The sequence below is a fragment of the Saliniramus fredricksonii genome (assembly GCF_900094735.1).
GTDB lineage: Bacteria > Pseudomonadota > Alphaproteobacteria > Rhizobiales > Beijerinckiaceae > Saliniramus > Saliniramus fredricksonii.
On the sequence record NZ_FMBM01000001.1, the window covers coordinates 1,373,078 to 1,398,687 of the forward strand.

Consider the following 25,610-nt stretch of genomic DNA (forward strand, 5'->3'; position numbering starts at 1 on the left):
CGCAAATCCTTGCGCAAGAAAACCGAATTCGCCCGGGAGATCCGTCGATGACACCGCCAGACACAGTCAAGCAGAACCGACCGATGCAGGACGATGGCCCCGCCGCGCCACCGCTTCCGCAGGGATTGGCCGAGACGCTCCCCGTCGGCGTGTCCAAACGCGTCAGGCCGTTGCTTGACAACCCGGTCCTGCGCTGGTTTGTGCACAACCCGATCTGGGGTTTTGTGCTGATCGTGCTGGTCTTCTTCAGCCTCGCATCGGATCACTTCTTCGATTACCGCAACGTCCAGAACATCCTCGTCCAGACCTCGACCATCGGGCTGATCGCGCTGGGCATGACGCTGGTGATGATCAACGGCAATATCGATCTCTCCGTCGGCGCCACCCTCGCCCTCGCCGCCGCTTTCGCAGTGGATGTGCAGAGCTGGGCCGTCTTCGCGAGCTGGGGCAACTGGCAGATCCTGCCCGCCGTGTGCCTCGCCCTTCTGGCAGGCATCACATTGGGGGCACTCAACGGCTTCATCGTCTGGAAGACCGGTGTCGATGCCTTCATCGTGACGCTCGGCGCGATGCTGGGCATTCGCGGGCTGGTCTTCGTCTATACCGGTGAACAATCCTTCTATGCGATGAATTTCGCCTATTCGGATTTCTCCGCCCTGTCGATCGGACCGCTGCCGGTACTGGCCTTGATCTTCGTGCTCTGTACGCTGGCCGTGCATCTTCTGCTCGCGCGCACCGTCCATGGCCGCAACACCTATGCGGTGGGTGGCAATCGCGAGGCGGCGGTCAATGCCGGGATCCGGGTCGGCCCGCACATGATGCTCAATTTCATGATCATCGGCTTCTTCGCCGCCCTGTCGGGTGTGATGCTCTCGACGCAGATGGGCGCGGCGACGCCCAATCTGGGCCGTGATTACGAGCTCTGGGTGATCACCGCAGTCGTGCTCGGCGGCACCAAACTCACCGGCGGCAAGGGGGATATCATCGGGACGCTCGGCGGCGTGCTCGCCATCGGCATCCTGCGCAACGGCATGAACCTGATGCAGGTCCCGGCTTTCTATGTCTACGTCATCCTGGGCAGCATCCTGATCGCCGTCCTGTTCCTCGACAAACGCTTCAACCGCACCGCCGATGGAGGGCTGCGCCTATGACGGATGCGTTGCAACGTGAACCCGCCGTGCCCGCCCTGCGGCTCGCGGGAATCGTCAAGACCTTTCCGGGTGTGCGCGCCCTCGACGGGGTCGATTTCGAGGTCATGCCCGGCGAGGTCCACGCGCTGCTGGGCGAGAACGGAGCGGGCAAATCGACACTGATGAAGGTGCTCGCGGGCATGTACCAGCCCGATGAAGGCCGGATCGTCATCGGCGGACGAGAGGTGCGGATGACGACGCCGCTCGAGGCCAAGCAAGAGGGTGTGGTGCTGATCCACCAGGAACTCAGCCTCGTGCCGGAAATGTCGGCGGCGGAGAACATCTATCTCGGCGAATTGCCGCGCCAATCCTTCGGTCGGGTCGACTGGCGGAGGCTCTACGCGCGCTCCGACGCGATTCTGGAGCGGTTGCGCTGCAAGTTCCGCAGCGATGCGACCGTGGCGCAGCTCTCCATCGCCAACCAGCAGATGGTCGAGATTGCCCGCGCCCTCACCGTCGATGCGCGGGTCGTGGTCTTCGACGAGCCGACCGCCTCGCTCACCGATGCCGAGAAGGTGGTTCTGTTCGACATCATCCATGATCTCAAGGCGCAGGGCGTGGGGATCGTCTATATCTCGCACCGGATGGACGAGATCTTCACCCTGTCGGACCGCATCACCGTGCTGCGTGACGGCCAGTATCGCGGCACGCTCGAGACGGCGTTGACGAATGAGGATGAGGTCACGCGGCTGATGATCGGGCGCAGCCTCGATCTGTCTCGCGAATCGACGCCGGTGAAGGCGGGCGAGACGGTGCTCGCCGTGCGCAATCTGACCTGCGAACCGTATTTCGAGGACGTCTCGTTCTCGGTGCGTGCCGGGGAAGTCGTCGGCTTCTACGGGCTCGTCGGTGCCGGGCGCACGGCGATCGCCGAGGCCTTGTTCGGCCTGCGCAACTGCGCCTCGGGGGCGATTCTGATCGACGGCAAGGAGGTTGCCATCGGCTCGCCCGAGCAGGCCATTGCCCTCGGCATCTCGCTGGTTCCGGAAAACCGCAAGGAGCAGGGGCTCGTCCTGCAGATGAGCTGTCGCGACAACATGACCCTGCCGCAGGTGCAGGATCTCACGGCGGGCCCCTTCGTCTCCTCCGGCGCCGAGATCGCGATCTTCGACCAGTATCGCGACCGGCTCGCCATCAAGACACCGAGCTGGCGCCAGCCGGTGGGCGTTCTGTCGGGCGGCAACCAGCAGAAGATCGTCATCGGCAAATGGCTCTCGATGCAGCCCCGCGTGCTGATCGTGGACGAGCCGACGCGCGGCATCGATGTCGGGTCGAAATCCGAGATCCACACCCTGTTGCGCGAACTTGCCGCCCAGGGCTATGCGGTGATCGTGATCAGCTCGGAAATGCCTGAGATCCTGCGTGTCTCCGACCGGATCGTGGCGATGTATCACGGGCGCATCACCCGCGAATTCACCGCTGCGGAGGTCACCGAGGATTCCCTCGTCCAGGCCATATCCGGCATCGCCGCACCGGCCGAAGCGTAATGCGCATCAGACATTGCGCCGGTCCGTCGTCTATTCCGCCACCGCATCGCGGGTTGCCTGCGCGACAGGCGGCCTTCCTCCATCCGTGAGGTTCTTCTCGACCAGCGCGAGGCGGCGTCGGGCCTTGGCGGCGTGTTCACCGCAGCGGCGCAAGCGGTCGATGGCGGTGACGAGGCGGTCGAGGGTGATCGGGTCGATGGCGCCCTGCGCCGCCGAGACCAGAAGCGCGCTCTTCATCTGCTGATAGGCGCTCTCGACACGCTCCGCATCGGCCTGTGCCGAACCGGTGCCGCATTCCGGTTCGTCGGCGGCGGGGCCCGCGAGGGTCGCGACGAGATTGTCGCGATAGGCGGCCAGGGCTGCCCGGATCTCTGGCGGCAGGCCCGGGCGGGAAAGGTCCGTCGGGCGCGCCTGCGCAGCGAGATCGGCCAGAATCTGATAATGCTGCAGCGCGCGCAGCGCATGGCTCAACCCGTCCGCGAGATGTGGCGCCATGCCCGAGAGACGCAGCCGCGCGATGAAATCGCGGATCGCGCCGATCAGCCGGTCGGCGGCCTCGAAATGTCCTTGCGCGCGCGCCCGGTCTTGCAGATCACCCGCCTCGGCCAGCATCACGCGCGCGGCATCCGAGGTAATGGTTCCGAGCCGGCGGATTTCCAGCGCGATGCTGCCGAGGGCGAGATCGGGCACGGCGCGTGCGGTCGGATCGAGGTGGCGCGGGCGGGCGAGGTCTTCATCCGCAGAGCGATAGCGTGTTTCCAGCCAGCCGACGAGCGGCGTGGCGATCGGCCAGACCACGAGAACGCCGATCGCCTTCACCAGCGTATGGAAGATGGCGATGGCCGCCGCGACGTCGATGCCGCCGATGCGTGCGCCGTCGAGATCGGCGCCCGTCCAGTCGCTCAACGTGGTGGTCAAGGCGATGAGCAGGGGCAGGGCGATGATCGCGATTGTGGCAACGATCAGATTGAAGATCACATGCGCCAGCGCCACCCGCCGCGCCGGGGCCGTCGCGCCGATCGAGGCGATGAGCGCCGTCGAGGTGGTGCCGAGATTGGCGCCGATGACGAGGGCGGCTGCGGGCTTCAGGCCGAACAATCCCCCGCTTGCCGCCGTTATTGCAATGGCGATGGAGGCGCTCGAACTCTGGGTGAGCTGGGTGATGATGAAACCGATGCCGACGAAGATCAGCGTGCCGGCAAAGCCCGGAATGATGAATCGGGAGATATCGATGGTCTCGGCAATGGTGCCGAACGTATCCTTCAGGATGACGATGCCGAGAAAGAAGAGACCGAATCCGGCCAGGGCTTCGCCGAGCGACCCGGCCCGGCGCTCGCGGGCGACGAGGCGCAGCATCGCGCCGATGCCGATGGCGGGCAGGGCGAGGGCGTCGATGCGCAGGTTCACGCCCACCAGCGAGATCAGCCAGCTGGTCGAGGTGGTGCCGAGATTGGCGCCGAACACAACCCAGACCGCCTGTGGCAGGTTGAGGAGGCCCGCATTGACGAAGCCGATCGTGGCGATCGTGACGGCTGTGGAGGATTGCGCGATGGCGGTGATCGAGAAACCCGCTGCAAGCCCGCGCAGGCGTGTCGCCGTCGAGCGCGTGAGGATGCCGCGCAGCGATGATCCCGCGCCCTGGCGCAGCCCGTTCGTCATCGCGCTCATGCCGAGGAGGAAGAGCCCGATCCCGCCGAGCAGCCCCATCAATGCCGATACCGTCAACGCCACCTCGCCATGGTCTGCTTTCCCCAAAGTGATCATCGCCTTTACGGGCGATCCGCGTAAACTGCCACGAATTCCGAATCGCCTCAGGAGGGCATGACGCCATTATGCGCTTTCGCCGCAACATCGTCGCCGGGCTGCTCGCGATTATCCCGCTCTGGTTCACCTTCGTCGTGATGAGCTATCTCGTCGATCTCTTGATCGGAGCCGGCAAGCCGACGGTGAATACCTTCGCACGGCGCATCCGTACGGATAACGCGTTTCTCAGTGACCTTTTGATGGCCTGGTGGTTCCAGTCGACCATGGCGCTGATCCTCGTTCTGATCACCCTGTATCTGCTGGGCATCCTCGCCAATGCGGTGGTAGGGCGAAAGATGCTCTATTACGTCGACAAGATCATGGAATACGTCCCGCTGGCCAAGACCGTGTACAAGGCCACCCGCACCCTGATGAACTCGCTCCAGCACGATCCCAAGGTGCGCCAGCGGGTCGTATTGATCGAATTCCCCTCCCGCGACATGCGCGCCATCGGCTTCGTCACCGCGACCTTCACGGCGAGTGATACCGGCGAGGAAGTCGCCGCCGTCTATGTGCCGACCACCCCCAACCCCACCTCCGGCTATGTCGAGATCGTCCCCTTCCAGCGTCTCGTCTGGCTCGACTGGAGCGCCAATGACGCCATGGCCTTCATCGTCTCCGGCGGCGCGCTGACGCCGGGGCATATCCGGATGAATCCCGAGGCGAGGCCGGTGGATCGGGTGTGAGCGCGCGCGCGGCCCCGCATCTGCAGGGGCATTACCGCCTGCGGGGCGGCGCGGTCACGCGGGCGCGGGACGCGGGACGAGGGCGCCGAGGATGACGAGGGCGGCGGGATAGAGCATCGCGAGCGGATCGCGCAGCGCCATCACCGCGAGCACCGTGGTGATCGCCACGAGCGCCGCGCCGCGTATACGCCAATCCGTGACGGCGAAGAGCAGAACGAGGGCGGCGATCCCGTACAGGATCAGGAAATTCTGACCGGCATAGGCGAGCAGGTCACCGAGCGGCAGAAGATCGTATGCTGCGAGCGCGATGGCCGTGAGAAGCGTGATCACCACCACGAGGACGCTGCGCAGAGGCGTACCGTTCGTCGTCGCAGCGAGGCGCGCCGGCAACAGTCCGGAACGCGCAGTCGACAGCACCATGCGCGACACCGCCCACACTGCCGCGGAGAGATTGGCGAAGATCAGAAGGACCGCGACGGCGGCAACGAGCAGCCCGGCATATTCCCCGTAATGATCGGCGAAAAGCGCGGCGAACGGGGCTTCGAAGTGATCGGAGATGTCGCTTCCTGCGATGATGATCGCGAGTGCGAGATAGAATGCGATGGCGATCACGAAGGAAAAAGCCATGGCGAGCGGAAAATCGCGGGCCGGGCGCTTGAACTCCTCCGAGAGATGCGCGGCGACCTCCCAGCCCGTAAAGGCGAAGAACACCATCATGAAGACGGCTGCATAGGTCGTCATGTCGTGCTGCAATGCCGGCCCGGCGATCGCGCGGTCCTCGCTGCCGGTCCCGACGGCGACGAAGCCGAAAACGACGAGCGCGAAGAGGACCGCGATCAGCATCGAAGCGATGACCCCGCCGACGCGTCCGGCCAGTTCCGCCGAGAGCAGATTGACGAGCGCGGCGGCAACGAGAAGAAGGGCGGCCAGCAGGTAGGGGGAGAGGTCGATAAACGCGGATGCGTAATATCCGCCCGTTATCGCGATCGCCGGCAAGCCGAGGGCGACGGCCCCGAAGAAGAGGAAGGTGCTCATCACATAGGCGCGATGACCGAAGATGCGTCCTGCAAGGGCCGGAATTCCGCCTGCATCGGGATAGAGCCGGCCAATCATGGCAAAGACGACGAGAAGCGGAATCGCGGCACCCCCGCAAGCGAGCCAGATCCAGACCGCCTCTGCACCGAGTTCACGATAAGCCAGCCCCGGAAGCGTGAGCAAGCCGGCACCCAGCACGATGTTGAGCATCATGCCGGTGCCGCGAAAAATGCCGAGGGTCTGTTTCAGATCGGACATGGAGTTTCCGGGATGAGTCGGTCATCGGCGCGGCCAGTGCCGCGATCGGGAAAACGATGATTGCGGGTGCGTTTGATTACAATCTTGCGATTTGACCGGCTTTTGACAGATCGCTAAAGCGAGAGCTTCCGATGCAGGGGATGGTGATGGCGATCGACGAGGCATTAAGCGACACGGATCGGCGCTTGCTGGCCTTTCTCGCGCAGGATTCGCGCAGGCCTCTGTCGGAACTTGCGGCGCTTCTCGGTGTTTCGCGCCAGACCGTTCACAATCGGATAACGCGGCTTGTGGCGCGGGGCGTGATCAGCCGCTTCACCATCGAAACGCACGATGAAGCGCGGGCGAGCGCGGAGCCGCCGCAGGTGATGTTCACCCTCAACCTGCGGCAGAATACCTGCTCCCTGCTCTTTCAGGAGATCAAGGCATGGCCCGAACTGGTGCAATGCTGGTCGGTCACCGGTGATCGCGACATGGTCGTCATTGCGCAGGCCGTGAATGCCGAGGATGCGGAGCGGCTGCGGGCACGGCTTTCGCGCCATCCCGATGTTCTCGAAATCCGCACGGCGCATGTCCTGCGTTGGTGGAAGCGCTGACGCGGGGGCATATCCGGATGAATCCCGAGGCGACGCCGGTGGATCGGGTGTAAGGCTTTGTGCGTTGCACAGACCGGATGCCTGATCACCGGAGTCTCGCCCGTTCATGCCTGCCCTGCTCGCCGCCGCGCCGCTGGCGCTGATCATCGCCCTGATGCTCGGTCTGCGCTGGCCGGCGGCGCGGGCGGGCCTGGCCGGGCTCGCGGTGGCGCTCGGCGTCGCCTATCTCGGTTTCGGTTACGGCGATGCGGTGCTCGGCGAGATCGGCCCCGCGCGGGCGGGGGTCTTCGCCTTTGCCGAGGCGGGATTCACGGCGGCGACGATCCTGTGGATCATCTTTCCCGCCTTGTGCGTCTACGAGATCCAGAAGCGCTCCGGCGCCTTCGACGTGATCCGCGCCGGGCTGGCTTCCGTCTCGACGGATCGCCGGGTGCAGGTCCTGCTGATCGCCTGGTTCTTTGCTCTTTTCATGGAAGGCGCGGCGGGGTTCGGCACGCCGGTGGCGCTTGCGGCGCCCTTGCTGGTAAGCCTCGGATTCGCGCCGCTCAAGGCGGTGACGCTGGCGCTGATCGGCCATGCGGCGGGGGTGTCCTTCGGGGCGGTGGGGACGCCGATCGTCGCGCAGGCCGATCTCACCGGCATCTCCGCGCAGGCGATCGGGCAATGGACCGGGCTGATGCATCTGCTCGTCGGCGCCGTGCTCGTGGTGCTGCTGATGCGCGTCGCCGATGACGGGCGCTTCGTCATGCGCGACAGCGCGCTCGCGGCGCTGGCCGCGTTGTGCTTCCTCGCCCCCGCCGCGCTGATCGCCTTTGCCGTCGGGCCGGAATTGCCGACTTTCGCCGGCGCGGCGATCGGGGCCGTGATCTTCGTCTTCGCGCTCAAGCGCCTCGGGCTGGAGCGTGCTGACGAGGCGGCAGCGGATGATGGCGCAAAGAGGGCCGAAAGCGGGGGCGGAAATGCAAGCGAGCGGCCCGGCGCGAAGGCGCTGCTGCACGCGGCTGCGCCCTATCTCGTCATCGTCGGGCTGATCCTTGCAAGCCGCATGATCGTCCCCTTGACGGAGATGTTGCGGGCATTCAGCCTTGCCTGGAGCCTGCCTGGCGGGTTTTCCGGGCGGTTCGAATATCTCTACCACCCCGGCACCATGCTGATGACCGGCTTCATCCTCGGCGCATTGCTGCAAGGGCGCAGGCTCCACGACCTGCTCTCAGCCGCCGGTGCAGCCGCGCGGCGGCTCGCCCCCGTCGTCGTGGCGCTTTTGGCCATGCTCGCGATCTCGCGGCTGATGGTGCATGCGCAGATGATCGACACGCTGGCCGAGGCGGTTGCGCGCACCGGGCCGATCTGGCCGCTCTTCGCGGCGGGGGTGGGCGGACTGGGGACCTTCGTCACGGGTTCTGCCACGGCATCGAACATCCTGCTCAGCGAATTCCAGATGGCGAGCGCGCGCAGCCTCGATCTGCCGGCGGTGATCATGCTCGCGGCGCAATCCTTCGGCGCGGCTCTCGGCAACATGGCCTGCCCGCACAACATCATCGCCGGCGGCGCGACGGTGGGGCTGCGCGGACGGGAGGGCGATGTGTTGCGTGCCACGCTGATGCCGGCGGTGGTCTATGCCGCGCTCGGCGGCGTCGTCACGTTGATCCTCGTCGGCTGAGGCGCTTTTCAGGAAGAAACCCATGTCGGTTCGCCGACAAAGCAGTTTACAATTATTATTGTATCAGGTAACCATAGATAGTCATGTGGTGTTGATTCAAAAGGCGCTCTGAAATGTGAAATCGGCCCGGCTTGAGCGCGTGTTTCGATTTGCAACATTTTTCGCTCTCCTGCCGCGCCACTTCCTGAAACAGCCTGGTGGCGAGATGCAGCCGCAAGTCTTGGTGGCGCTTATCCTGCCTGTTTCAAGAAATCGTTTCAGAATGTATGCCTCCATGCCTGCAATTGCGGTTTCGAAAATTCGAAGGTAAACGGATTTTAACAAAATTCGACTATCGCTGTCTTTTGGAAGTTTTGGGTGTTCACATTTGATTAACTATCAGAGATAATAATCACCTTCGTTGCTCCCGCTATTGATTCGGGGGAAACGTGGATGGTGGCGTCCGCATCGGGGTGCCGTGGCGATGCCGCGTCGGCTTCAGGACGGGTGGCGATCATCTTGAAGGGCTGATACCGGGGCTGTTTTGCATATCAGGGCCGGATGGCATGCGGGGCGAATGTCTTGCCGGAGCGGGTGTTCCGGTTCGGGGCATCAAATGGCTTGCCGGACGGTCACATTTTCGTGAGGAATTCGTGATGCAACGTCGTTCTCTGTCGCCCGCCACGTCCGCCAAGCCGGTCAAGGAGCGGACATTGCCGATCGACAAGGATGTTTTCGCCGAGCGCCTCTGGAGCGCCATCAAGCGCAGTGGCCTTACCTACAAGGAAACCGCGCGGCGGGCACAGGAGCATCTGCCACCGGGGGCGCGTATCAGCGATGTCAGCGTCTGGTCCTATGCCAAGGGCCGCAGCCTGCCGCGCCGGATGACTCATGTCGAAGCGCTGAGCAAGGTGCTCGGCATCGATACGGATGAGCTCCTGACGACGCAGGCCCATTCCCATTCCCATTCCCATGTCCCGCGCGGCGCCGAGGCGGGCAACGACACGCAGGAGGTCCAGATCGAGGATCTCGGCGACGGGCGCGCCTTTCTGCGCATCGCCCAGCCGCTGCCCTGGCAGGTCGCCGTCGAGATCCTGCGGCTGGTGAAGGCGAGCCCGGATGATGCCGAGCCGCGCGCCGGCGCTCAGGACGGGCAGATTTCCGGAATCGATGGCGAGGCATTCCTCGACGACGCGCTGCCTGCCTCTCGCGAGGAAGAGTGAAGGCGCGGCCTGTGATTCCTGCCGGTCGGTAAGGCTTTTACGCGCCATCGCGCCCGGCGTTGCGGGCCCGGGGCATTGGATCGCCGCCTCCCGGTTTGAAACAATTGTCCACATTGTATTGCCGCGCGGCGGATTTGCAGGAATCCGGATCGAACCCTGCCGCTTTCTCGACATTGTCATGGCGAAGCTGCGCGCTTCTGCGGCGGCAGCGCGGCGATGATTCGGGTTCATCGCCGTGTCAGCTCTGACGAGTCGAGGTATTCATGACACTCACGAGACGTTTCCGTCTTGCCCCCGGTTTCGCCCGCCTGATCGGGCGGGAGCGGCCCGCCATGCCTGTTGTCGAAGGGCATTTTCCGGATCAGTCGGACAGGCGCTCCTTTCTGCGGCTCGAGGGGGAGGCCTGCACGCTGATATTGCAGGATCTGCTGCCCGATGGCGGGGTTTCCGAAGAGCGCACGGAGGTATCGCGGGCACAGGGCGAGGTGCTGATGGATGTCTGCGCCGGACGCGTCGTCTATGAGCGCATGCCCTTCGAGGGTGGCGGTGGCCTCGATATCGAGATCCTGCGCTTCGTCTCACCGCTTCCCTGCGCGTTCATCCTGTTGCACTTCGCCGATTCGATGCAGGCTGGCGGCTTTCGCCCCCCATTATGGTTCGGGAACGAACTGGGTGATGAGGAAACCTGCGAACCGCGCCAGGTGGCGCTCGGGCGCAAACCTGCGGCGCATGACGGCGCGATCCAGAATGCTGCGCTCGAATCGCTGCTCGATCATCTCGAGACCCGTTCCGGACGCCATGGATCCGGACATCAAGGCTCCGGACGCGGGATCAGTGATCTGACGAATCAGGTGCCGGCGCAGTTGCATGCGCAAGCGACGCACAAGCCAGCAGCACAAAGTGCATCCCTCCCGCAGAACGGATCGGCGGCGGGCAATCGGGCAGCGGCTGCGCCCGAAGCCGCTGCCCGACCGGCTCCGTCGGCGTCCAGGCAGAATCCCGCCGCGCAGGGCGCGTCCGCACCGCGTCAGAATCAGACCGTGCGTCCGCGCACCACGCCGGCAACGGCCGCGCCCGCGCCGAGCCGTCCGCAGCAGGGCGATCCCGGCGACGATCAGGACCAGATTTTCGATGATGGCGCCGGCAAACCGGCTGCGTCCGAACCACGCACTGCCGGGCGTTCAGGATAGAGCGCGTTGCGACCTGACGGAGTCGGGCCGGGTGACGGAACCCGTCGTGCCCGGCCATGCCCGCTGATCGGCCCGTATGCGCGGAATTTGGGCGCGATTGCCCATGAAATGCGCGCGACATCGCGCGCCGGGTCGCTAGGGTAGCAATGTGGTCCGCAGACGATATTTCGCTCGGGATGCGACCTGCCAGAGGGAAAGAGGCGCCGTCGGCGCGTATGGGAAATCAGCTTTCGCATACGCGCCGAGCGGCGCCCGCTGGCTTTGCCTGCGGATCAGCCGGCGGGGTCTTCTTCCGATTGCAGCTTCTCGAAGAATTCCAGCCAGGCTTCCTTGGGCTGGGCGCCGGAGACGGCGTATTTTTCGTTGATGATGAAGAACGGAACACCCGTCACGCCGACTTCCGCCGCGCGGCTCTCCATCGTCGCCACCGCATCCGAGATCGCCTCGCTGCGGATGACCTCGCCCGCGAGTTCGGGATCGAGGCCGATCTGTTCGCCGATATTGATCAGCACCTGCGGATCGCCCACATCGGCGCCTTCCTCGAAATAGGCGCGAAACAGTGCCTCGGTGAGATCGTCGCCGAGACCCGTATCGGAGGCCTGCGCCACCAGCATGTGGGCGCGGCGGGTATTGGGTGTGTGCACCAGCTTCTCGAAGGCGAAATGCACACCCTCCGCATCGCCGCGCTGTTTCATCTCGGCATCGAGCTCGGCGCCCTTCTCCTCACCGAATTTCTGAGCGCGGTAATCAGCGCGCGGCATGCCCTCCTCGGGCATGTCCGGGTTGAGCTCGAAGGGCAGCCAGGAGACGGTCGCTGCGACGCCGCTTTCCTCCAGAGCGCTCTCCAGACGTCGCTTGCCCAGATAGCACCAGGGGCAGATGACGTCTGAGATCACGGTGATGCGCAGGGGCTCGGACATGCTTTTCGCTCCTTCCTCCGCATCCGGCAGAGGTGTTCGTCAGTTGATTTCTGGCTCCGGTATGCCGCCACTTCCCTCCAGGAAGTCGAAGTCGCAACCGGTATCCGCCTGGGCGATGTGCTGCGTGTACATCTTGTAATAGCCGCGAGGATAATCCCGCGGCGGCGGCACGTAGCCTTTGAGACGATCCGCGATTTCGGCATCGCTCAAAGCCACATCGATTCGCCTATTGTGCACATCCACGGTGATCATGTCACCCGTGCGCAATGCAGCAAGCGGCCCGCCGATGGCGGCTTCCGGCGCGACATGCAGGATGCAGGCCCCGTAGCTGGTGCCGGACATGCGTGCATCGGAGATTCGCAGCATGTCGCGCACGCCCTGTTTGAGCAGTTTTTTGGGGATCGGCAGCATGCCCCATTCCGGCATGCCCGGCCCGCCGATCGGGCCGGCATGGCGCAGCACCATGATATGATCGGCGGTGACGTCGAGATCGGGATCGGCGACCGCCTTCTTCATCTGCGCGTAGTTGTCGAAGACAAGCGCCGGCCCGGTATGCTGGAGCAGGTGTGGCTCGGCTGCCGGGGGCTTCATCACGCAGCCCTTGGGGGCGAGATTGCCGTAGAGGATGGCCGTGCCGCCCGACGAGGAGATCGGGTTGTCGAGCGGGCGGATGACGTCGTCGTCATAGACGCGCGCATCGGCGATCGCCTCGCCCATGCTGATTCCGGCCACCGTCAGCGCATCGAGATGCAGCACGCCCTCGAGCCGCTTGAGCAGCGCGCGGATCCCGCCGGCAATGTGGAAATCCTCCATCAGCCAGGCGCCGGAGGGGCGCAGATTGGCGATCACGGGGACTTTCTGCGCGTAATCGTCGAAATCCTGCAGCGAGATCGGCACATCCGCCCGGCGCGCCATGGCCACGAGATGGATCATCGCATTGGTCGAACCGGCCAGCGCATTATGCACGTAGAGCGCGTTCTCGACGGATTTGCGGGTGAGGATGTCCGACGGCTTGAGATCATCCCAGACCATCTCGACGATCCGCCGTCCGCAGGAAGAGGCCATGCGCGGATGCGCAGCATCCGCAGCGGGGATCGAGCTCGCACCGGGCAGCGTCAGGCCGAGCGCCTCGGTGATCGAGGTCATGGTCGAGGCCGTGCCCATGGTCATGCAGGTGCCGTGGGAGCGCGCGATACCCGCCTCGATCTCTTTCCATTCCTGCGCATCGATGTTGCCCGCCTCGCGCTCGGCCCAGTATTTCCAGGTGTCGGAGCCGGAGCCGAGGATGGTGCCGGCATAATGGCCCCGCATCATCGGGCCCGCCGGCATGAAGACGAAGGGCAGGTTCATCGAGATCGCGCCCATCACGGTGGCCGGCGTGGTCTTGTCGCAGCCGCCCATCAGCACCGCGCCGTCGATCGGATAGGAGCGCAGGAGTTCTTCCGTCTCCATGGCGAGCAGATTGCGGTAGAGCATGGTGGAGGGTTTCTGGAAGGGCTCGGAGAGCGAGATCGCCGGCAGCTCGATGGGGAAACCCCCGGCCTGCCAGATGCCGCGCTTCACATCCTCGACGCGCACCCTGAAATGGGCGTGGCAGGGATTGATGTCGCTCCAGGTGTTGATGATGCCGATGATCGGCTTGCCCATGAAATCCTGGTGGTCATAGCCCATCTGCAGCGCGCGCGAGCGGTGCCCGAAGGCGCGCAGGTCATCGACGCCGTACCAGCGGTGGCTGCGCAGCTCTTCCGGGGATTTCTTCGCGGTTTTGCGGGGCGTGTCTTCGCGAGCCGTATCCTGCGCCATGATCGTCTTCCTCCGGGAAATGCGCGAGCAGGATGATGGCGGCTCACGCTGTTTTTCCGGAGGGTGCGCGGCGGCATCTGAACGCGCAAGGCGCAGGCACGCAAACCCGTCTTCCGGATTCACGCCGATGCCGGTGTCATCTTCCGAGGGTAAAGACCACGATGATCGCGAGGATGGTCGGCGTCAACAGCAATGCGGGGATGATGATCGCGGCATAGCCGAAGATCATCACTGCCAGCGCCCAGAGCACAAGCAGGTTCACCACGAAGAGAATGCGCGAAAGCGTATCGCCATGAACGGCATCGCGCAGGAGCCAGCCGAAGATCGGGATCCAGTAGAGGGCGCGCAGGACCATGGGGGATAACTCCGTTCGCAGGATGACGTTTGTCCATATCTGGCGCACACGCCTAGCGCGCGCCTGCCCGCGAAGCCGAGGTGACGAAAGGTCGCTGCGTAGTCGTCCTTAAGCGCTTCGAACGGCACCGGCGGCCTCACGCCGCCAGCGCGGCGTGTTCCTGCGCAGTGATCTCGAAGGAGCGTAGCCGCGCCGCCTGGTCGAAGATCTGCGCGGTCACCATGATCTCGTCGGCACCGGTGCGGGCGATGAAGGCGTCGATGCCCGCGCGGACGGTCTCCGGTCCGCCGCAGACGGTGCCGGGCGCGAGACCGTCGAGCAGGGCGCGCTCGGCGGGGCCGAGACCGGCTTCGTAATCGTCAACGGGCGGGGGAAGGGGCCCCGGGCGCCCGTAGCGCAGGGCCACGAAAGCCTGCTGGCGCGATGACATCAGATAACGCGCCGTCGCGTCATCGTCGGCGGCGAAGACGTTCAGTCCGAGCATCACATGGGGCTTCGCGAGATGGCGCGAGGGTTGGAAGCGGTCGCGATAGACCCTGATCGCGTCCATCATCTGGGCGGGCGCGAAATGCGATGCGAAGGCATAGGGCAGGCCGAGCATCGCCGCGAGCTGCGCGCCGAACAGGCTCGATCCGAGGATCCAGACAGGCACGTCGAGACCCGCACCGGGAATGGCCCGGACCTTCTGGCCGGGCTGCAGCGCGTCGAAATAATGCATCAGCTCGACGACATCGTCGGGGAATTGATACGCGTCCCCGCTGAGATGGCGGCGCAGCGCCTGTGCCGTCGCCTGATCGGTGCCCGGTGCGCGCCCGAGGCCCAGATCGATGCGACCGGGAAACAGGCTGGCCAGCGTGCCGAACTGCTCGGCCACCACGAGGGGCGCGTGGTTCGGCAGCATGATCCCGCCGGCGCCGACGCGTATGGTGCGCGTCGCACGGGCAATGTCGGCGATCACGATCGCCGTCGCGGCACTGGCGATGCCCGGCATGTTGTGGTGCTCGGCCAGCCAGTAACGCTGATAGCCGAGCGCCTCGGCATGGATGGCGAGCTCGCGGGTCCGCGCCAGCGCCGTGCCGGCATCCTCGCCTTGGCTGATCGGGGCGAGATCGAGAACCGACAGACGGGTCATGCGCGCATCTCCCTCTGGCTGACGCTTTTGCCGAGTGTGCATCTGCACGAGCGGGATGGCAAAGGGCATTGCCGCAATCGCCTTTTGGACGGGCCCAGCGCATGTGGCCCGATCACTCCCCGCCGGCAAGCTTAAGCCTTAACCTAAACAGACCGAAAATCCGCAGTTTTGGAGGAAAGCATTGCCTCTGCCCCAATTTAAGATATTTTTAATAAAACCATATGGATCACCCCGAGATTGTGGGTGCAGCCATGCCCTTGATGCTCAGGTCCGCCGCATCTCCTGGGTTTCTTGGGCCTGACCGGCGGGCGCGTGTGATTGGCCTCCTCAACGCCACGCCCCGCCGGTCAAACCTTTCCTGAGCAGGTTCAGTCAGCCGTTGGTTCCTCTGCGTCAACCCGGTCACTGATCGCGGCGAGCCAGCGCTCCAGGCGGGCGCGGTTCGCGCCGAGATCCGAATGGCCGATCTGGCTGCGCGAATACAGCCCCAGCATCGCTTGTCCCGGACCCGCCCCATAGACGCGCGCGACCACCGTATCGGGGTAGCGCATCAAGGCGGAGCGCACCACGAAACGTTCCTCCTCCTCCCAGCGGGCCGAATAGACCAGTTGCGTACGCGGCTGTTCCAGAGCGACCGCGCGCACGATCTCGCGCAGGCGCGCCCCCGGCACCGGATAGAGCGGTGTGACGAAATCGACTTGCGTGTCGCCGCAGATATCGGGATGGCAGGCGAGCGCGTCGTTGGGAGAACTGCGCCGGGTGAGATGCTCGAAATCGACGCTGCCGAGATCCGGCGGGCCAAAGATCCGGGCATAGGCATCGTCGATGCCGCCGGGCTCCGCGCCGCGCCAGAGCATGAAAGCAAATCCGCCCGCGAGCAGGGCGAGAATGATCGAAGCAATGAGCATGATACGCAGGGTCGCCTCCGGGGCCGTGAGTTGCCGTGACTTTCTACCAGAAAATCCGCGCTTCGGATTAGGGGCTGCCGCAAAAATCGCGTAAACGGCAAAAGTCGCGTAGAGAGAAGGCGCGCGCTGCTTCGGTGCGCGCCGGCATACACCCACAAGCGCAACCGCCAGGCCAGATCGCATGTCCGCAACTGCTCCCAAACTCCGCTTCGCCCCCTCGCCGACGGGGCTGATCCATATCGGCAATGCCCGCACCGCCCTGATGAACGCGCTGCATGCCCGCCGCCACGGCGGGAGCTTCATCCTGCGCTTCGACGATACCGATCGCGAGCGCTCGCGCGCGGAATACGCCCAGGCGATCAGCGCCGATCTCGCCTGGCTCGGCATCGTGCCGGATATCACCGTGCGGCAATCGGAGCGCTTTGCCCTGTATGACGCGGTCGCCGACAGGCTGCGCGCCATGGGCCGGCTCTATCCCTGCTACGAGACGCCCGACGAGCTCGAATTCAAGCGCAAGCGCCAGCTCGCGCGCGGGCTGCCGCCGGTCTATGACCGCGCCGCCCTCGATCTCGATGCTGCTGCGCGGGCCGCGCTTGAGGCGGAAGGCCGCAAGCCGCATTGGCGCTTCAAGCTTGATGCGCGCGTGGTCGTCTGGGACGATCTGGTGCGCGGCGAAAGCCGCATCGATTGCGCTTCCCTCTCTGACCCGGTGCTGATCCGGGCGGATGGCACCTATCTCTATACGCTGCCATCGGTGGCTGACGACGCGGATCTCGGCGTGACGCATATCATTCGCGGCGAGGATCATGTGACCAACACCGCCGTACAGATCCAGCTCTTCGAACTGCTCGGCGCAACAGTGCCGGCCTTCGGCCATCACAACCTGCTCACCACCGCCTCGGGGGAGGGACTCTCCAAGCGGCTCGGCCACCTCTCGCTCTCCGCCCTGCGCGAAGCCGGTTACGAGCCGATGGCGGTCGCGGCGCTCGCGGTGCTGGTCGGCACTTCCGAGGCGGTGCGCCCGGTGGCTGATCTCGATGCGCTGGCAGGGCTGCTCGATTATTCCGGCATCTCACGCGCCCCGGCGAAATTCGATGAGCACGAACTCGAAAGTCTGAATGCCCGTATCGTCCACGAAATGCCCTACGACACGGCGCGCCCGCGCCTCGAAGCGCTCGGCATCGGCGGCGGTGCGGCCTTCTGGGAGGCGGTTCGCAAGAACCTGACGCGTCTGCCCGAGGCGGCGGAGTGGTGGCCGGTCGTGGCCGGTCCGGTCACGCCGGTGATTGCGGATGCCGTCTTCTGTGAGACCGCCGCGCGGCTCCTGCCCGAGGGGGCACCCGATGGTGAGACCTGGTCGGCCTGGACGAAGGCGCTCAAGCAGGAGACCGGTGCCAGGGGCCGCGCCCTGTTCATGCCGCTGCGCCTCGCCCTGACCGGGCGCGATCACGGCCCCGAACTCGGCCCGCTCCTGCCCCTGATCGGTCGTGAAAAGATCGTGGCGCGTCTCGCCGGGCAATCCGCGTGACGATCCGCCGGATCATCTTCATCAGCTGTTAAAGATGATTCGGCGGGTTATCTGATCATCGCAAGAATTCGTTCAGCATGGCTGCGTTTATGCGCAATCAAACACAATTTTAACCGAAGCAATTAAGAGGATCGACTCTCCTCGCGCCTAGTTTCGCTCCTGACAGATAACGCACTGTACAAGCCGCAAGCATAGCGGCGGCGGCAGACAGTCAAGGGCGTCGACAGATGAATCGTTTAGAGCACAAGCACACGAACGATCAGGACGGAGCGGCCACGCCGGAAGCGCTGGAGCGGATCGCGGCGCATCTGGTCGCGGGTTCGACCTTCACGGGTGCCGCGCCGCTTCGCGGCCTGGCGCTGAGCCTCGCAACGGCGGAGGGAGCCGAGATCCCGCTCTTCGACATTCTCGCCATCGATGCGCGCGACGAGGTGGCCTGCAGCCTCGGCCAGTTCCATGAAGACGAAGTCGTTGCGATCTGGCGGCGCATGGGGGCCGATTCCGGCCTCGCGCTGATGCTCCACAACGAAGACGGCTCGCTGCTGGAGCCATATCCGCAGGTCGGCGCCGTGCAGCTCGGGCGCTCGCGCCAGCGCCGCCGCCACGGGCTCCTGCGCGAGCGCCGCCCCCGCTTCCTGACACGCCGCAAGACCGGCCGCAGCAATGATCGCCCGCTTGTCTATCGCGAGCGCGAGCTGTTTTCCGGCGCACGCGGCTGAGCGTCCCGGCGCGGTTTTTACCCATATCGGATTGACTTGTCGGGCGGTGCTCTCAGGCGCCGCCCGCCTTGCGTTCCGCGAGCAGCTTTTCGGCCACGCGCGGCGCGAAATAGCTGAGCACCCCGTCGGCCCCGGCGCGCTTGAAGGCCATCAGGCTCTCCATCATCGCCCGCTCGCCGTCGAGCCAGCCATTGGCGGCAGCGGCCTGTATCATGGCGTATTCGCCCGACACCTGATAGGCAAAGGTCGGAATCCCGAATTCACGCTTCACCGCATGGATGATGTCGAGATAGGGCATGCCGGGTTTGATCATGACCATGTCGGCGCCCTCGTCGAGATCGAGGGCGACCTCGCGCAGGGCCTCGCGGCTATTGGCCGGATCCATCTGATAGGTGCGCTTGTCGCCCACCAGCATCGTGCTGGTGCCGATGGCATCCCGGAACGGCCCATAGAAGGCGGAGGCGAATTTCGCGGCATAGGACATGATCTGCACATCCGCGTAACCCGCCGCATCGAGCGCCGCGCGGATGGCGGCGACGCGTCCGTCCATCATGTCGGAGGGTGCGATCACATCGGCGCCGCTCTGTGCCTGTACCACGGCCTGGCGGGCGAGTGCCGCCACGGTCTCGTCATTGATGATCCGCCCGTCTTCGAGCAGGCCGTCATGGCCGTGGCTGGTATAGGGATCGAGCGCGACATCCGTGACGATGCCGATCTCGGGCACCGCCGCGCTGATCGCCCGGCAGGCACGGCAGACCAGGTTCTCGCCGTTGAGCGCTTCGGATCCGGTTTCGTCGCGCAACGCGGCGGGCGTGTTGGGAAAGAGCGCGATTGCCGGGATTCCCAGCTGCGCCGCCCGCTCGGCCTCGCGCACGGCAATATCGATCGACAGCCGCTCGACGCCGGGCATCGAGGGGATCGCCATGCGCTCGCCGGAGCCCTCGGTGACGAAGAGCGGCCAGATCAGATCGGCGACGTCGAGATGATTCTCGCGCACCATGCGGCGCGTCCATTCGCTCTTGCGGTTGCGCCGTGGCCTGTGGCGCAGATCCAGCGGATTTGCGCGCGCTACCGGGGCGGACTCGCCGGGGCGATCGACTTCGCGCAGGTGGGCACTGCGGGGCTGGAACGGTGTGGGGGTGGAGGACATGGACTTCTCCGCGCCGCTGATGGTCCGGGGGATGCGGCTGTGATGCCAATCTATAGCATTTCGGAATCATTCCAAGAATGGGGACATCTTCGTATCGCTGCGGCCTTTTTGCCCATGGTTGACCGCGCCGTGATCAGGCGTCTAACTGTCGATCCATTCATGCCGGCAGGTGCAGTCGCCGCCGGCCCGGTCAGCGGGAACTTCCCGTGAGGAGCGAGCGGAGCCGTTTGATGGCACAGGCAAATTCCGAAACCGATTCGTCCCCGGCAAAGCCGCAGGCCGAGGTGGTCTGCGCGCGCGCGGGGCATGCCGGCCTGATCACCCTCGACCGTCCACAGGCCCTCAACGCCCTGACGCTGGCCATGGTGCGCGCCATGCGCGCGGCGCTCGACGCCTGGGCGGATGATCCGCAGATCGCCTGCGTGATCGTGCAGGGCGCCGGCGAGAAGGCATTTTGTGCCGGCGGCGACATCCGCCGTCTGGTCGAGGCCGGACGCGCGGGGCGCCCGGAAGAGGCACTCGCCTTCTGGCGCGAGGAATACGAGCTCAATGCGCTGATCGCCGATTATCCCAAACCCTATATCGCCCTGATCGACGGGATCTGCATGGGTGGCGGCGTCGGGATATCGCTGCATGGTTCGCACCGTGTGGCCGGCGAGCGCTACCTCTTCGCCATGCCCGAGGTCGGGATCGGCTTCTTCCCCGATGTCGGCGCGAGCTACGCGCTGCCGCGTCTGCCCGGGCGGACGGGGCTGTATCTCGCCCTGACCGGCGCGCGTCTGAAATGCGCGGATGCGCTGGCACTGGGCCTTGCTACCCATGCCGTCCCGTCGGAAGCTTTCGATGCGATTCGCGACAGGCTGCAGGCCGGCGAGGCGCCCGATGCCGTGCTCGCCGATCATGCCCGCGACCCGGGGCCGCCTCCGCTCGACGCCCAGCGCGCCATGATCGACCGGGTCTTCGATGAGGGTTCGGTGGCCGAGATCATCGCGGATCTCGAATTCGAGGGCAGCGAGGCCGCCCGCCAGATCGCGAAGACGATCAAGGCGAAATCGCCGACATCCCTGCGCATCGCCTTCGAGCAGATGCGCATCGGGGCGACGATCGATTTCCGTGAGGCGATGCGGATGGAGTTCCGGATCGTGTCGCGCATTCTCGACGGCACGGATTTCTACGAGGGCGTGCGCGCGGTGCTGGTCGACAAGGATCAGAAGCCGCAATGGGAGCCGGCGAAGCTGGGTGATGTCTCCGATGAAGCGGTAGCGGCCTATTTCGCGCCGCTGGTCACTGCGGAGCTCGGCGTGTGATCGGCTTCCTGCGCCGCCGCGCCGCCATCAGGCCGTCCCCTCATCCGCGTGATGAACGCAGCGATGCGGCCTTGCGCAGCCAGCCGCAATCGCGCCCAAGTCTGAGCTGGAGCCGGGTCTTGATCTGGTTCATGCGCATGATGGCGCTGCTCTGGATCGCGCGTGGTCTGAGCTACTGGGCGGTGATCCTCGGCGCCGGCGAAGCGGCCCCCGCCTTCGAGGATCGCCCGCCGGGAGTGCAGACCACGATCGTCTACTTCGCGGTCATCGATCTGATTGCTGCAATCGGTCTCTGGCTGACGACGAGCTGGGGCGGTGTGCTCTGGTTGCTGGCCGTTATGAGTCACCTCGTGCTCGCCGCTTTCGTGCCTGCGGCCGTCGCGATCAACCTGCTGATGGGGCTGATCTATTGCGCGGTGATGGTGATCTATCTCGGCCTGTCCTATCTCGCGGGTGGCGAAGAGCAGTGAAGCCGGCCGACGGCCAGACAAAATCATAACGTGTATTTTTTGAATTTTTGCAACCCGTATTGCCAGGGGGCTATTCGGCGTGTATCTATGTGGAGTGTGAACATTTCAGGAATATCATGCAGATCGAAGTCACATTGCGGGCGCCTCCGGGGAGCGATTACAGCGCGCGCGATCTCGGACATTTGCTGCACAAGCATCCCGATCGCGTGCATGTGCGTGATGTCGGCACGGGTGCGCTGACGGTCTTTTTCGCCAAGAGGAGCGACGAGGAAACGCGTGCCGTCATGCATCTCGCCGTTGATCCCGTGGCGCTGGTGCGCGGAAAGGCGGGGCAGGGTTCCGGGGCGCGGGGCGCCAGCGGCGAAGGGCTTCTGGCGCAATACGTCAACGACCGGCCCTATGCCGCGAATTCGCTGCTGAGCGTGGCGCTCGGGCGGGGCATCGGCCAGGCGCTTTCCGGGCGTTCGCGGGAGCGGCCCGAACTCGCCCAGCGTGCGCTGCCGTTCGAAATCCGGGTCGTGCCGCTTGCGCTGCACGGCGATGCCGATCTGATCACACGGGTCTTCGCACCGCTCGGTTATGCGGTGGAGGCGCTTGCGCTGATCGAGACCGGCGTGCGGGCGGTGTTCGATCTGCAGCTCGGCATCACGGCGCGGCTTTGCGATATTCTCGGGCAACTCGCCGTGCTTGTCCCGGTCCTTGATGACGCCAAGCATTACTGGGTGGACGATACCGAGATCGACAAGCTGATGGCGCGCGCCGGCCCCTGGCTGGCCGCGCATCCGGAGCGCGATCTGATCATGCGCCGCGCGCTCAAGCATCGCCGTGATCTGGTGGATACGGCACGGGCACGGCTCGATGCCGAGGCGGCTTTGCCGGCAAGGCCTGCGCCGGGTGAAACCGAGGCGGCAGGGCTGCGCCCGGAACGCCGGCGCCTTCATGATGCGCGGCTCGACATGGTTGCCGGCATCATCGCGCAGTCCGGGGCGATGAGCGTGCTCGATCTCGGCTGTGGCGAGGGGCGCCTGATCCGGCGCCTTCTGGCCGCGCCGGCAATCAAGCGGATTCTCGGGGTCGATCCCGCTCTGCGCCTGCTGGAGACCGCGCATGCGCGGCTCGATCTGGACCATGCGGGCGAGGCCTTGCGTCGGCGGGTGCAGTTGCAGCCGGGCAGCCTCACCTATGCTGACCGGCGCTGGCGCGGTTTCGATGCCGCCGCCCTGGTGGAGGTGATCGAGCATATCGAACCCGCGCGGCTGCCTGCGCTCGAAGCGGCCCTGTTCGGTGATGCGCGCCCCGGTATCGTCGTGGTGACGACGCCGAACCGCGCTCATAACGCGGCATTTGCCGGTCTCGGCCCCGGCGAACTGCGCCATCACGACCACCGCTTCGAATGGGACGCGGCGGAATTCGGCGCCTGGGCCAGTCGGGTCGCGGGTGCTCATGGTTACGGTTTCGAGATCCGGCCCATCGGAGAGGCCGATCCGGTTCATGGCGCACCCTCGCAATGCGCGCTCTTCACCCGGGAGGCGGGCGCATGAAGGTCACCATTCCCGATTTTGCCCTCGTCCTGCTGATCGGCCCGACGGGCGCGGGCAAGACGCAGTTCGCGCGCAGGCATTTTCGCGAGACGCAGGTGATCTCTTCCGACCGCTGCCGCGCCCTCGTGGCCGATGACGAGACGGATCAATCCGCCACGCAGGACGCCTTCGCCGTGCTCGAAGCGATCGCCGAGCGACGGCTCGCGCGCCGGCGTTTGACGGTGATCGACGCCACTTCCGTGCAGCGCGCCGACCGGGCGCGGCTCGTCGCGCTGGCGCGGCGCCATCATGCCCTGCCGGTGCCCTTCGTCTTCGATATCGATCCGCGCATCTGCGCGGCGCGCAACGAGGCGCGGGCGGGGCGCGATTTCGGCGCGCATGTGCCGCATAACCATGCCAAGGCGCTGCGGCGGGATCTGCGCCATCTCGGCAAGGAAGGGTTTCGCCATATCACCGTGATGCGCACGCCGGAGGAGGTGGATGCGGTCACGATCACGCGCGTGCCGCTCTGGACCGACCAGCGTCATGATCACGGCCCGTTCGACATTATCGGTGATGTGCATGGCTGCTACGACGAACTCACCGCCTTGCTCGATGCGCTCGGCTATGAGCGCGCGCCATACGCGTCCGGCGAGGGGCTCCTGCAGGCGCGCCATCCAAAGGGGCGCCGCGCATTCTTCGTCGGCGATCTCACCGATCGCGGCCCTGCCAATCGCGATTGCCTGCGGCTGGTGATGGGGATGTGCGCTGAGGGGCAGGCGCGCTGCGTCATCGGCAACCACGATTTCAAACTGTCGAAATGGCTGCGCGGACGCAAGGTCAGGCTCGATCACGGGCTCGATCGCACGGTGGCGGAGCTCGAATCCTGCTCCCCGGGATTTCGTTCGTGCGTGGCCGATTTCATCGAGGGGCTGCTGTCGCATGCCTGGCTCGCCGATGGCAGCCTGGTGGTCGCGCATGCGGGTTTGACGGAGGCGATGCATGGCCGCGGCTCGGCGGCGTTACGCAGCTTCGCCATGTTCGGCGAGACCACCGGCGCGCTGGACGAGGCCGGCCTGCCGGTGCGTCTCGACTGGGTGCGCGATTATCGCGGCGCGGCGACGGTCGTCTACGGCCATACGCCCGTCGCCGAGGCGCAATGGCGCAACAACACTTTGTGCATCGATACGGGCTGCGTTTTCGGCGGCGCCCTGACGGCGCTGCGCTGGCCCGAGCGCGAAATCCTGTCGGTCCCCGCCGCGCGTGAATATGCGCCGCCGTTGCGCCCGTTCCGCGAGGGCGCAGCGGGGGAGGGTGAGGCTGGTGACGGCGCAGCCGGCGAGGATGCCGCAGGTGAGGGCGCAGCAGCGGGACCAGCGCGGCCTGAGCGCGACGACATGCTTTACTTCGATGACTTCGCCTGCAAGCAGCGGATCGTCACGCGGACGGGCTCCAGCATCACCATCCCGCAGGAAAACGCCCTCGCGGCGCTGGAGATCATCAGCCGTTTCGGCATTGATCCGCGCTGGCTGATCCATCTTCCACCCACCATGGCCGCCCCGCCCGCCGCCTCTGACGGGCCGTATCTGGAGCATCCCGATCAGGCGCTCGCCTGGTATGCGCGCCATGGCGGCGGGCCGGTGATCGTCGAGGAAAAGCATATGGGTTCGCGCGCGCTGATCGTTGTGGCGCGCGATGCGGCCTGCGCAGCGAAGCGTTTCGGCGTGCGCGACGGCAAGGCGGGGACCATCTATACGCGGACCGGGCGCGCCTTCTTCGCCGATGCGGCGCTGGAGGCGCAGGTCGTCGGGCGGATCGGGGCGGCCGTCACCGGGGCGCGGTTGTGGGACGAAATCGCGACGGACTGGCTGCTCCTCGATGCCGAGATCATGCCCTGGTCGGGCAAGGCGCAGGATCTGCTGCGCCGGCAATACCGCCCCACCGCCATCGCCGCACAGGCCTCGGCACAGGCGCTGATCGCGGCGATCGCCGATGCTGGCGACCCGGAGGACCTGCGCGCATTGCGGGCGCGCGCCGGCATCCAGAGCGACAATGCACAGGCCATGGCGCGCACGCTGGAAGGATATTGCTGGCAGGCGGATGCGATCGATGCCTGGCAGATCGCTCCGTTCCATCTGCTCGCGACCGAGGGGCGCGTGCTCACCACGCAGCCGCATCACTGGCATATGGAGATGCTGGCACGGCTTTGCGGCGAAGATCCGATCCTGCGCGCGACCGGCTGGCAGGTGATCGATCCCGCCTCTGCCGCTGACCGGGAGGCCGTGACCGGCTGGTGGGAGCGGCATACGGCGGAGGGCGGCGAGGGTTTCGTGATCAAGCCCGATGCTTTCGTCGTGCATGACGGCAAGAGGCTCCTGCAGCCGGCGATGAAGGTGCGCGGACGCGATTACCTGCGCCTCGTCTACGGGCCCGATTACGACCTTCCGGATCATCTCGTGCGCCTGCGTGAGCGCGCGCTCGGGCGCAAGAGCGCCCTGGCGGAGCGCGAATTCCGGCTCGGGCTCGAGGGGCTTGCGCGTTTTGTGGCGCGCCGTCCCCTGCGGGAGGTCCATGCCTGCGCGCTCGGCGTGCTCGCGCTCGAGAGCGAGCCGGTGGATCCGCGGCTATGAAGGCGCGCATGGCCGAAAGCGTGGTCATCGGTGTGCGTGCCCCGATCCGACCGGGCGCGATGCT

The 25,610-nt window shown here is 65.6% G+C and carries 21 protein-coding genes; 13 read left to right on the top strand and 8 right to left on the bottom strand.

The features are described from left to right. Positions 1–47: 47 nt before the first annotated feature. Together GA0071312_RS06240 and GA0071312_RS06245 are read left to right on the top strand one after the other, a co-directional pair. Positions 48–1,151 carry an ABC transporter permease gene (locus GA0071312_RS06240; protein WP_238947110.1) on the top strand — a complete coding sequence of 368 codons (1,104 nt, stop codon included), beginning with the start codon at positions 48–50 and terminating at the stop codon, positions 1,149–1,151. Then, a complete protein-coding gene (locus tag GA0071312_RS06245) occupies positions 1,148–2,677 on the top strand; it encodes a sugar ABC transporter ATP-binding protein (RefSeq protein WP_074444009.1) in 1,530 nt (509 codons plus the stop codon). The genes GA0071312_RS06240 and GA0071312_RS06245 overlap by 4 nt, the downstream gene beginning before the upstream one ends. A gap of 30 nt (positions 2,678–2,707) precedes the next feature. On the opposite strand, the gene GA0071312_RS06250 is transcribed toward GA0071312_RS06245, so the two are convergent. Further along, the gene (locus GA0071312_RS06250) at positions 2,708–4,432 is read right to left on the bottom strand and encodes a Na/Pi cotransporter family protein (RefSeq protein ID WP_165603964.1); all 1,725 of its coding nucleotides are present in this window, start codon (positions 4,430–4,432) and stop codon (positions 2,708–2,710) included. 77 nt (positions 4,433–4,509) lie between these two features. Here GA0071312_RS06250 and GA0071312_RS06255 point away from each other — a divergent pair, with 77 nt between their 5' ends. Next, positions 4,510–5,166, top strand: coding sequence for a DUF502 domain-containing protein (locus tag GA0071312_RS06255; protein ID WP_074444011.1), 657 nt, complete (start codon positions 4,510–4,512; stop codon positions 5,164–5,166). Between the two features lie 54 nt (positions 5,167–5,220). On the opposite strand, the gene GA0071312_RS06260 is transcribed toward GA0071312_RS06255, so the two are convergent. After that, positions 5,221–6,459: an APC family permease gene (locus tag GA0071312_RS06260; RefSeq protein ID WP_074444012.1), complete on the bottom strand. Its 1,239-nt coding sequence runs from the start codon at positions 6,457–6,459 to the stop codon at positions 5,221–5,223. 131 nt (positions 6,460–6,590) lie between these two features. Here GA0071312_RS06260 and GA0071312_RS06265 point away from each other — a divergent pair, with 131 nt between their 5' ends. The 4 genes from GA0071312_RS06265 (at position 6,591) to GA0071312_RS19895 (ending at position 11,104) form a co-directional block, all read left to right on the top strand. Continuing rightward, positions 6,591–7,052: an Lrp/AsnC family transcriptional regulator gene (locus GA0071312_RS06265; RefSeq protein WP_074444013.1), complete on the top strand. Its 462-nt coding sequence runs from the start codon at positions 6,591–6,593 to the stop codon at positions 7,050–7,052. Positions 7,053–7,158: 106 nt separating this feature from the next. Further along, positions 7,159–8,712: an L-lactate permease gene (locus GA0071312_RS06270; RefSeq protein WP_074444014.1), complete on the top strand. Its 1,554-nt coding sequence runs from the start codon at positions 7,159–7,161 to the stop codon at positions 8,710–8,712. Between the two features lie 635 nt (positions 8,713–9,347). Then, a complete protein-coding gene (locus tag GA0071312_RS06275) occupies positions 9,348–9,914 on the top strand; it encodes a hypothetical protein (protein WP_131817720.1) in 567 nt (188 codons plus the stop codon). A 263-nt stretch (positions 9,915–10,177) separates the two neighbouring features. Continuing rightward, entirely contained in the window at positions 10,178–11,104 is a 927-nt protein-coding gene (locus tag GA0071312_RS19895; protein ID WP_074444016.1) for a hypothetical protein, read from the top strand. A 272-nt stretch (positions 11,105–11,376) separates the two neighbouring features. On the opposite strand, the gene GA0071312_RS06285 is transcribed toward GA0071312_RS19895, so the two are convergent. The 5 genes from GA0071312_RS06285 to GA0071312_RS06305 all read right to left on the bottom strand — a co-directional run bounded on the left by GA0071312_RS06285 (position 11,377) and on the right by GA0071312_RS06305 (position 16,222). After that, positions 11,377–12,024 carry a DsbA family oxidoreductase gene (locus tag GA0071312_RS06285; protein WP_074444017.1) on the bottom strand — a complete coding sequence of 216 codons (648 nt, stop codon included), beginning with the start codon at positions 12,022–12,024 and terminating at the stop codon, positions 11,377–11,379. A gap of 39 nt (positions 12,025–12,063) precedes the next feature. Further along, a complete protein-coding gene (gene araD / locus GA0071312_RS06290) occupies positions 12,064–13,827 on the bottom strand; it encodes an L-arabinonate dehydratase (protein WP_074444018.1) in 1,764 nt (587 codons plus the stop codon). A gap of 136 nt (positions 13,828–13,963) precedes the next feature. Further along, entirely contained in the window at positions 13,964–14,182 is a 219-nt protein-coding gene (locus GA0071312_RS06295; protein ID WP_074444019.1) for a hypothetical protein, read from the bottom strand. Positions 14,183–14,318: 136 nt separating this feature from the next. Beyond that, on the bottom strand, positions 14,319–15,314 hold the full coding sequence (locus tag GA0071312_RS06300; protein ID WP_074444288.1) for an LLM class flavin-dependent oxidoreductase: 996 nt from the start codon (positions 15,312–15,314) through the stop codon (positions 14,319–14,321). Between the two features lie 368 nt (positions 15,315–15,682). Continuing rightward, positions 15,683–16,222 carry a DUF1499 domain-containing protein gene (locus tag GA0071312_RS06305; RefSeq protein ID WP_074444020.1) on the bottom strand — a complete coding sequence of 180 codons (540 nt, stop codon included), beginning with the start codon at positions 16,220–16,222 and terminating at the stop codon, positions 15,683–15,685. A gap of 181 nt (positions 16,223–16,403) precedes the next feature. Here GA0071312_RS06305 and gltX point away from each other — a divergent pair, with 181 nt between their 5' ends. After that, positions 16,404–17,750 (top strand): glutamate--tRNA ligase, encoded by a 1,347-nt coding sequence (gltX, locus tag GA0071312_RS06310; protein WP_074444021.1) that lies wholly within the window; start codon positions 16,404–16,406, stop codon positions 17,748–17,750. A 227-nt stretch (positions 17,751–17,977) separates the two neighbouring features. Then, on the top strand, positions 17,978–18,469 hold the full coding sequence (locus tag GA0071312_RS06315; RefSeq protein ID WP_074444022.1) for a DUF6101 family protein: 492 nt from the start codon (positions 17,978–17,980) through the stop codon (positions 18,467–18,469). 52 nt (positions 18,470–18,521) lie between these two features. Here the strand turns inward: GA0071312_RS06315 and hemB are convergent, their stop codons facing one another. Beyond that, entirely contained in the window at positions 18,522–19,619 is a 1,098-nt protein-coding gene (gene hemB, locus GA0071312_RS06320) for a porphobilinogen synthase (protein WP_083204349.1), read from the bottom strand. A 230-nt stretch (positions 19,620–19,849) separates the two neighbouring features. On the opposite strand from hemB, the gene GA0071312_RS06325 reads away from it, so the two are divergent. From GA0071312_RS06325 to GA0071312_RS06340, 4 genes are all read left to right on the top strand, one after another. Continuing rightward, positions 19,850–20,926: an enoyl-CoA hydratase/isomerase family protein gene (locus GA0071312_RS06325; protein ID WP_074444023.1), complete on the top strand. Its 1,077-nt coding sequence runs from the start codon at positions 19,850–19,852 to the stop codon at positions 20,924–20,926. Next, positions 20,923–21,396: a DUF6163 family protein gene (locus GA0071312_RS06330; RefSeq protein WP_074444024.1), complete on the top strand. Its 474-nt coding sequence runs from the start codon at positions 20,923–20,925 to the stop codon at positions 21,394–21,396. Before GA0071312_RS06325 ends, GA0071312_RS06330 begins: the two co-directional genes overlap by 4 nt. 116 nt (positions 21,397–21,512) lie before the next feature. Further along, on the top strand, positions 21,513–22,937 hold the full coding sequence (locus GA0071312_RS06335; RefSeq protein ID WP_074444025.1) for a 3' terminal RNA ribose 2'-O-methyltransferase Hen1: 1,425 nt from the start codon (positions 21,513–21,515) through the stop codon (positions 22,935–22,937). Continuing rightward, the gene (locus tag GA0071312_RS06340; protein ID WP_074444290.1) at positions 22,934–25,546 is read left to right on the top strand and encodes a polynucleotide kinase-phosphatase; all 2,613 of its coding nucleotides are present in this window, start codon (positions 22,934–22,936) and stop codon (positions 25,544–25,546) included. Before GA0071312_RS06335 ends, GA0071312_RS06340 begins: the two co-directional genes overlap by 4 nt. Positions 25,547–25,610 lie beyond the last annotated feature (64 nt).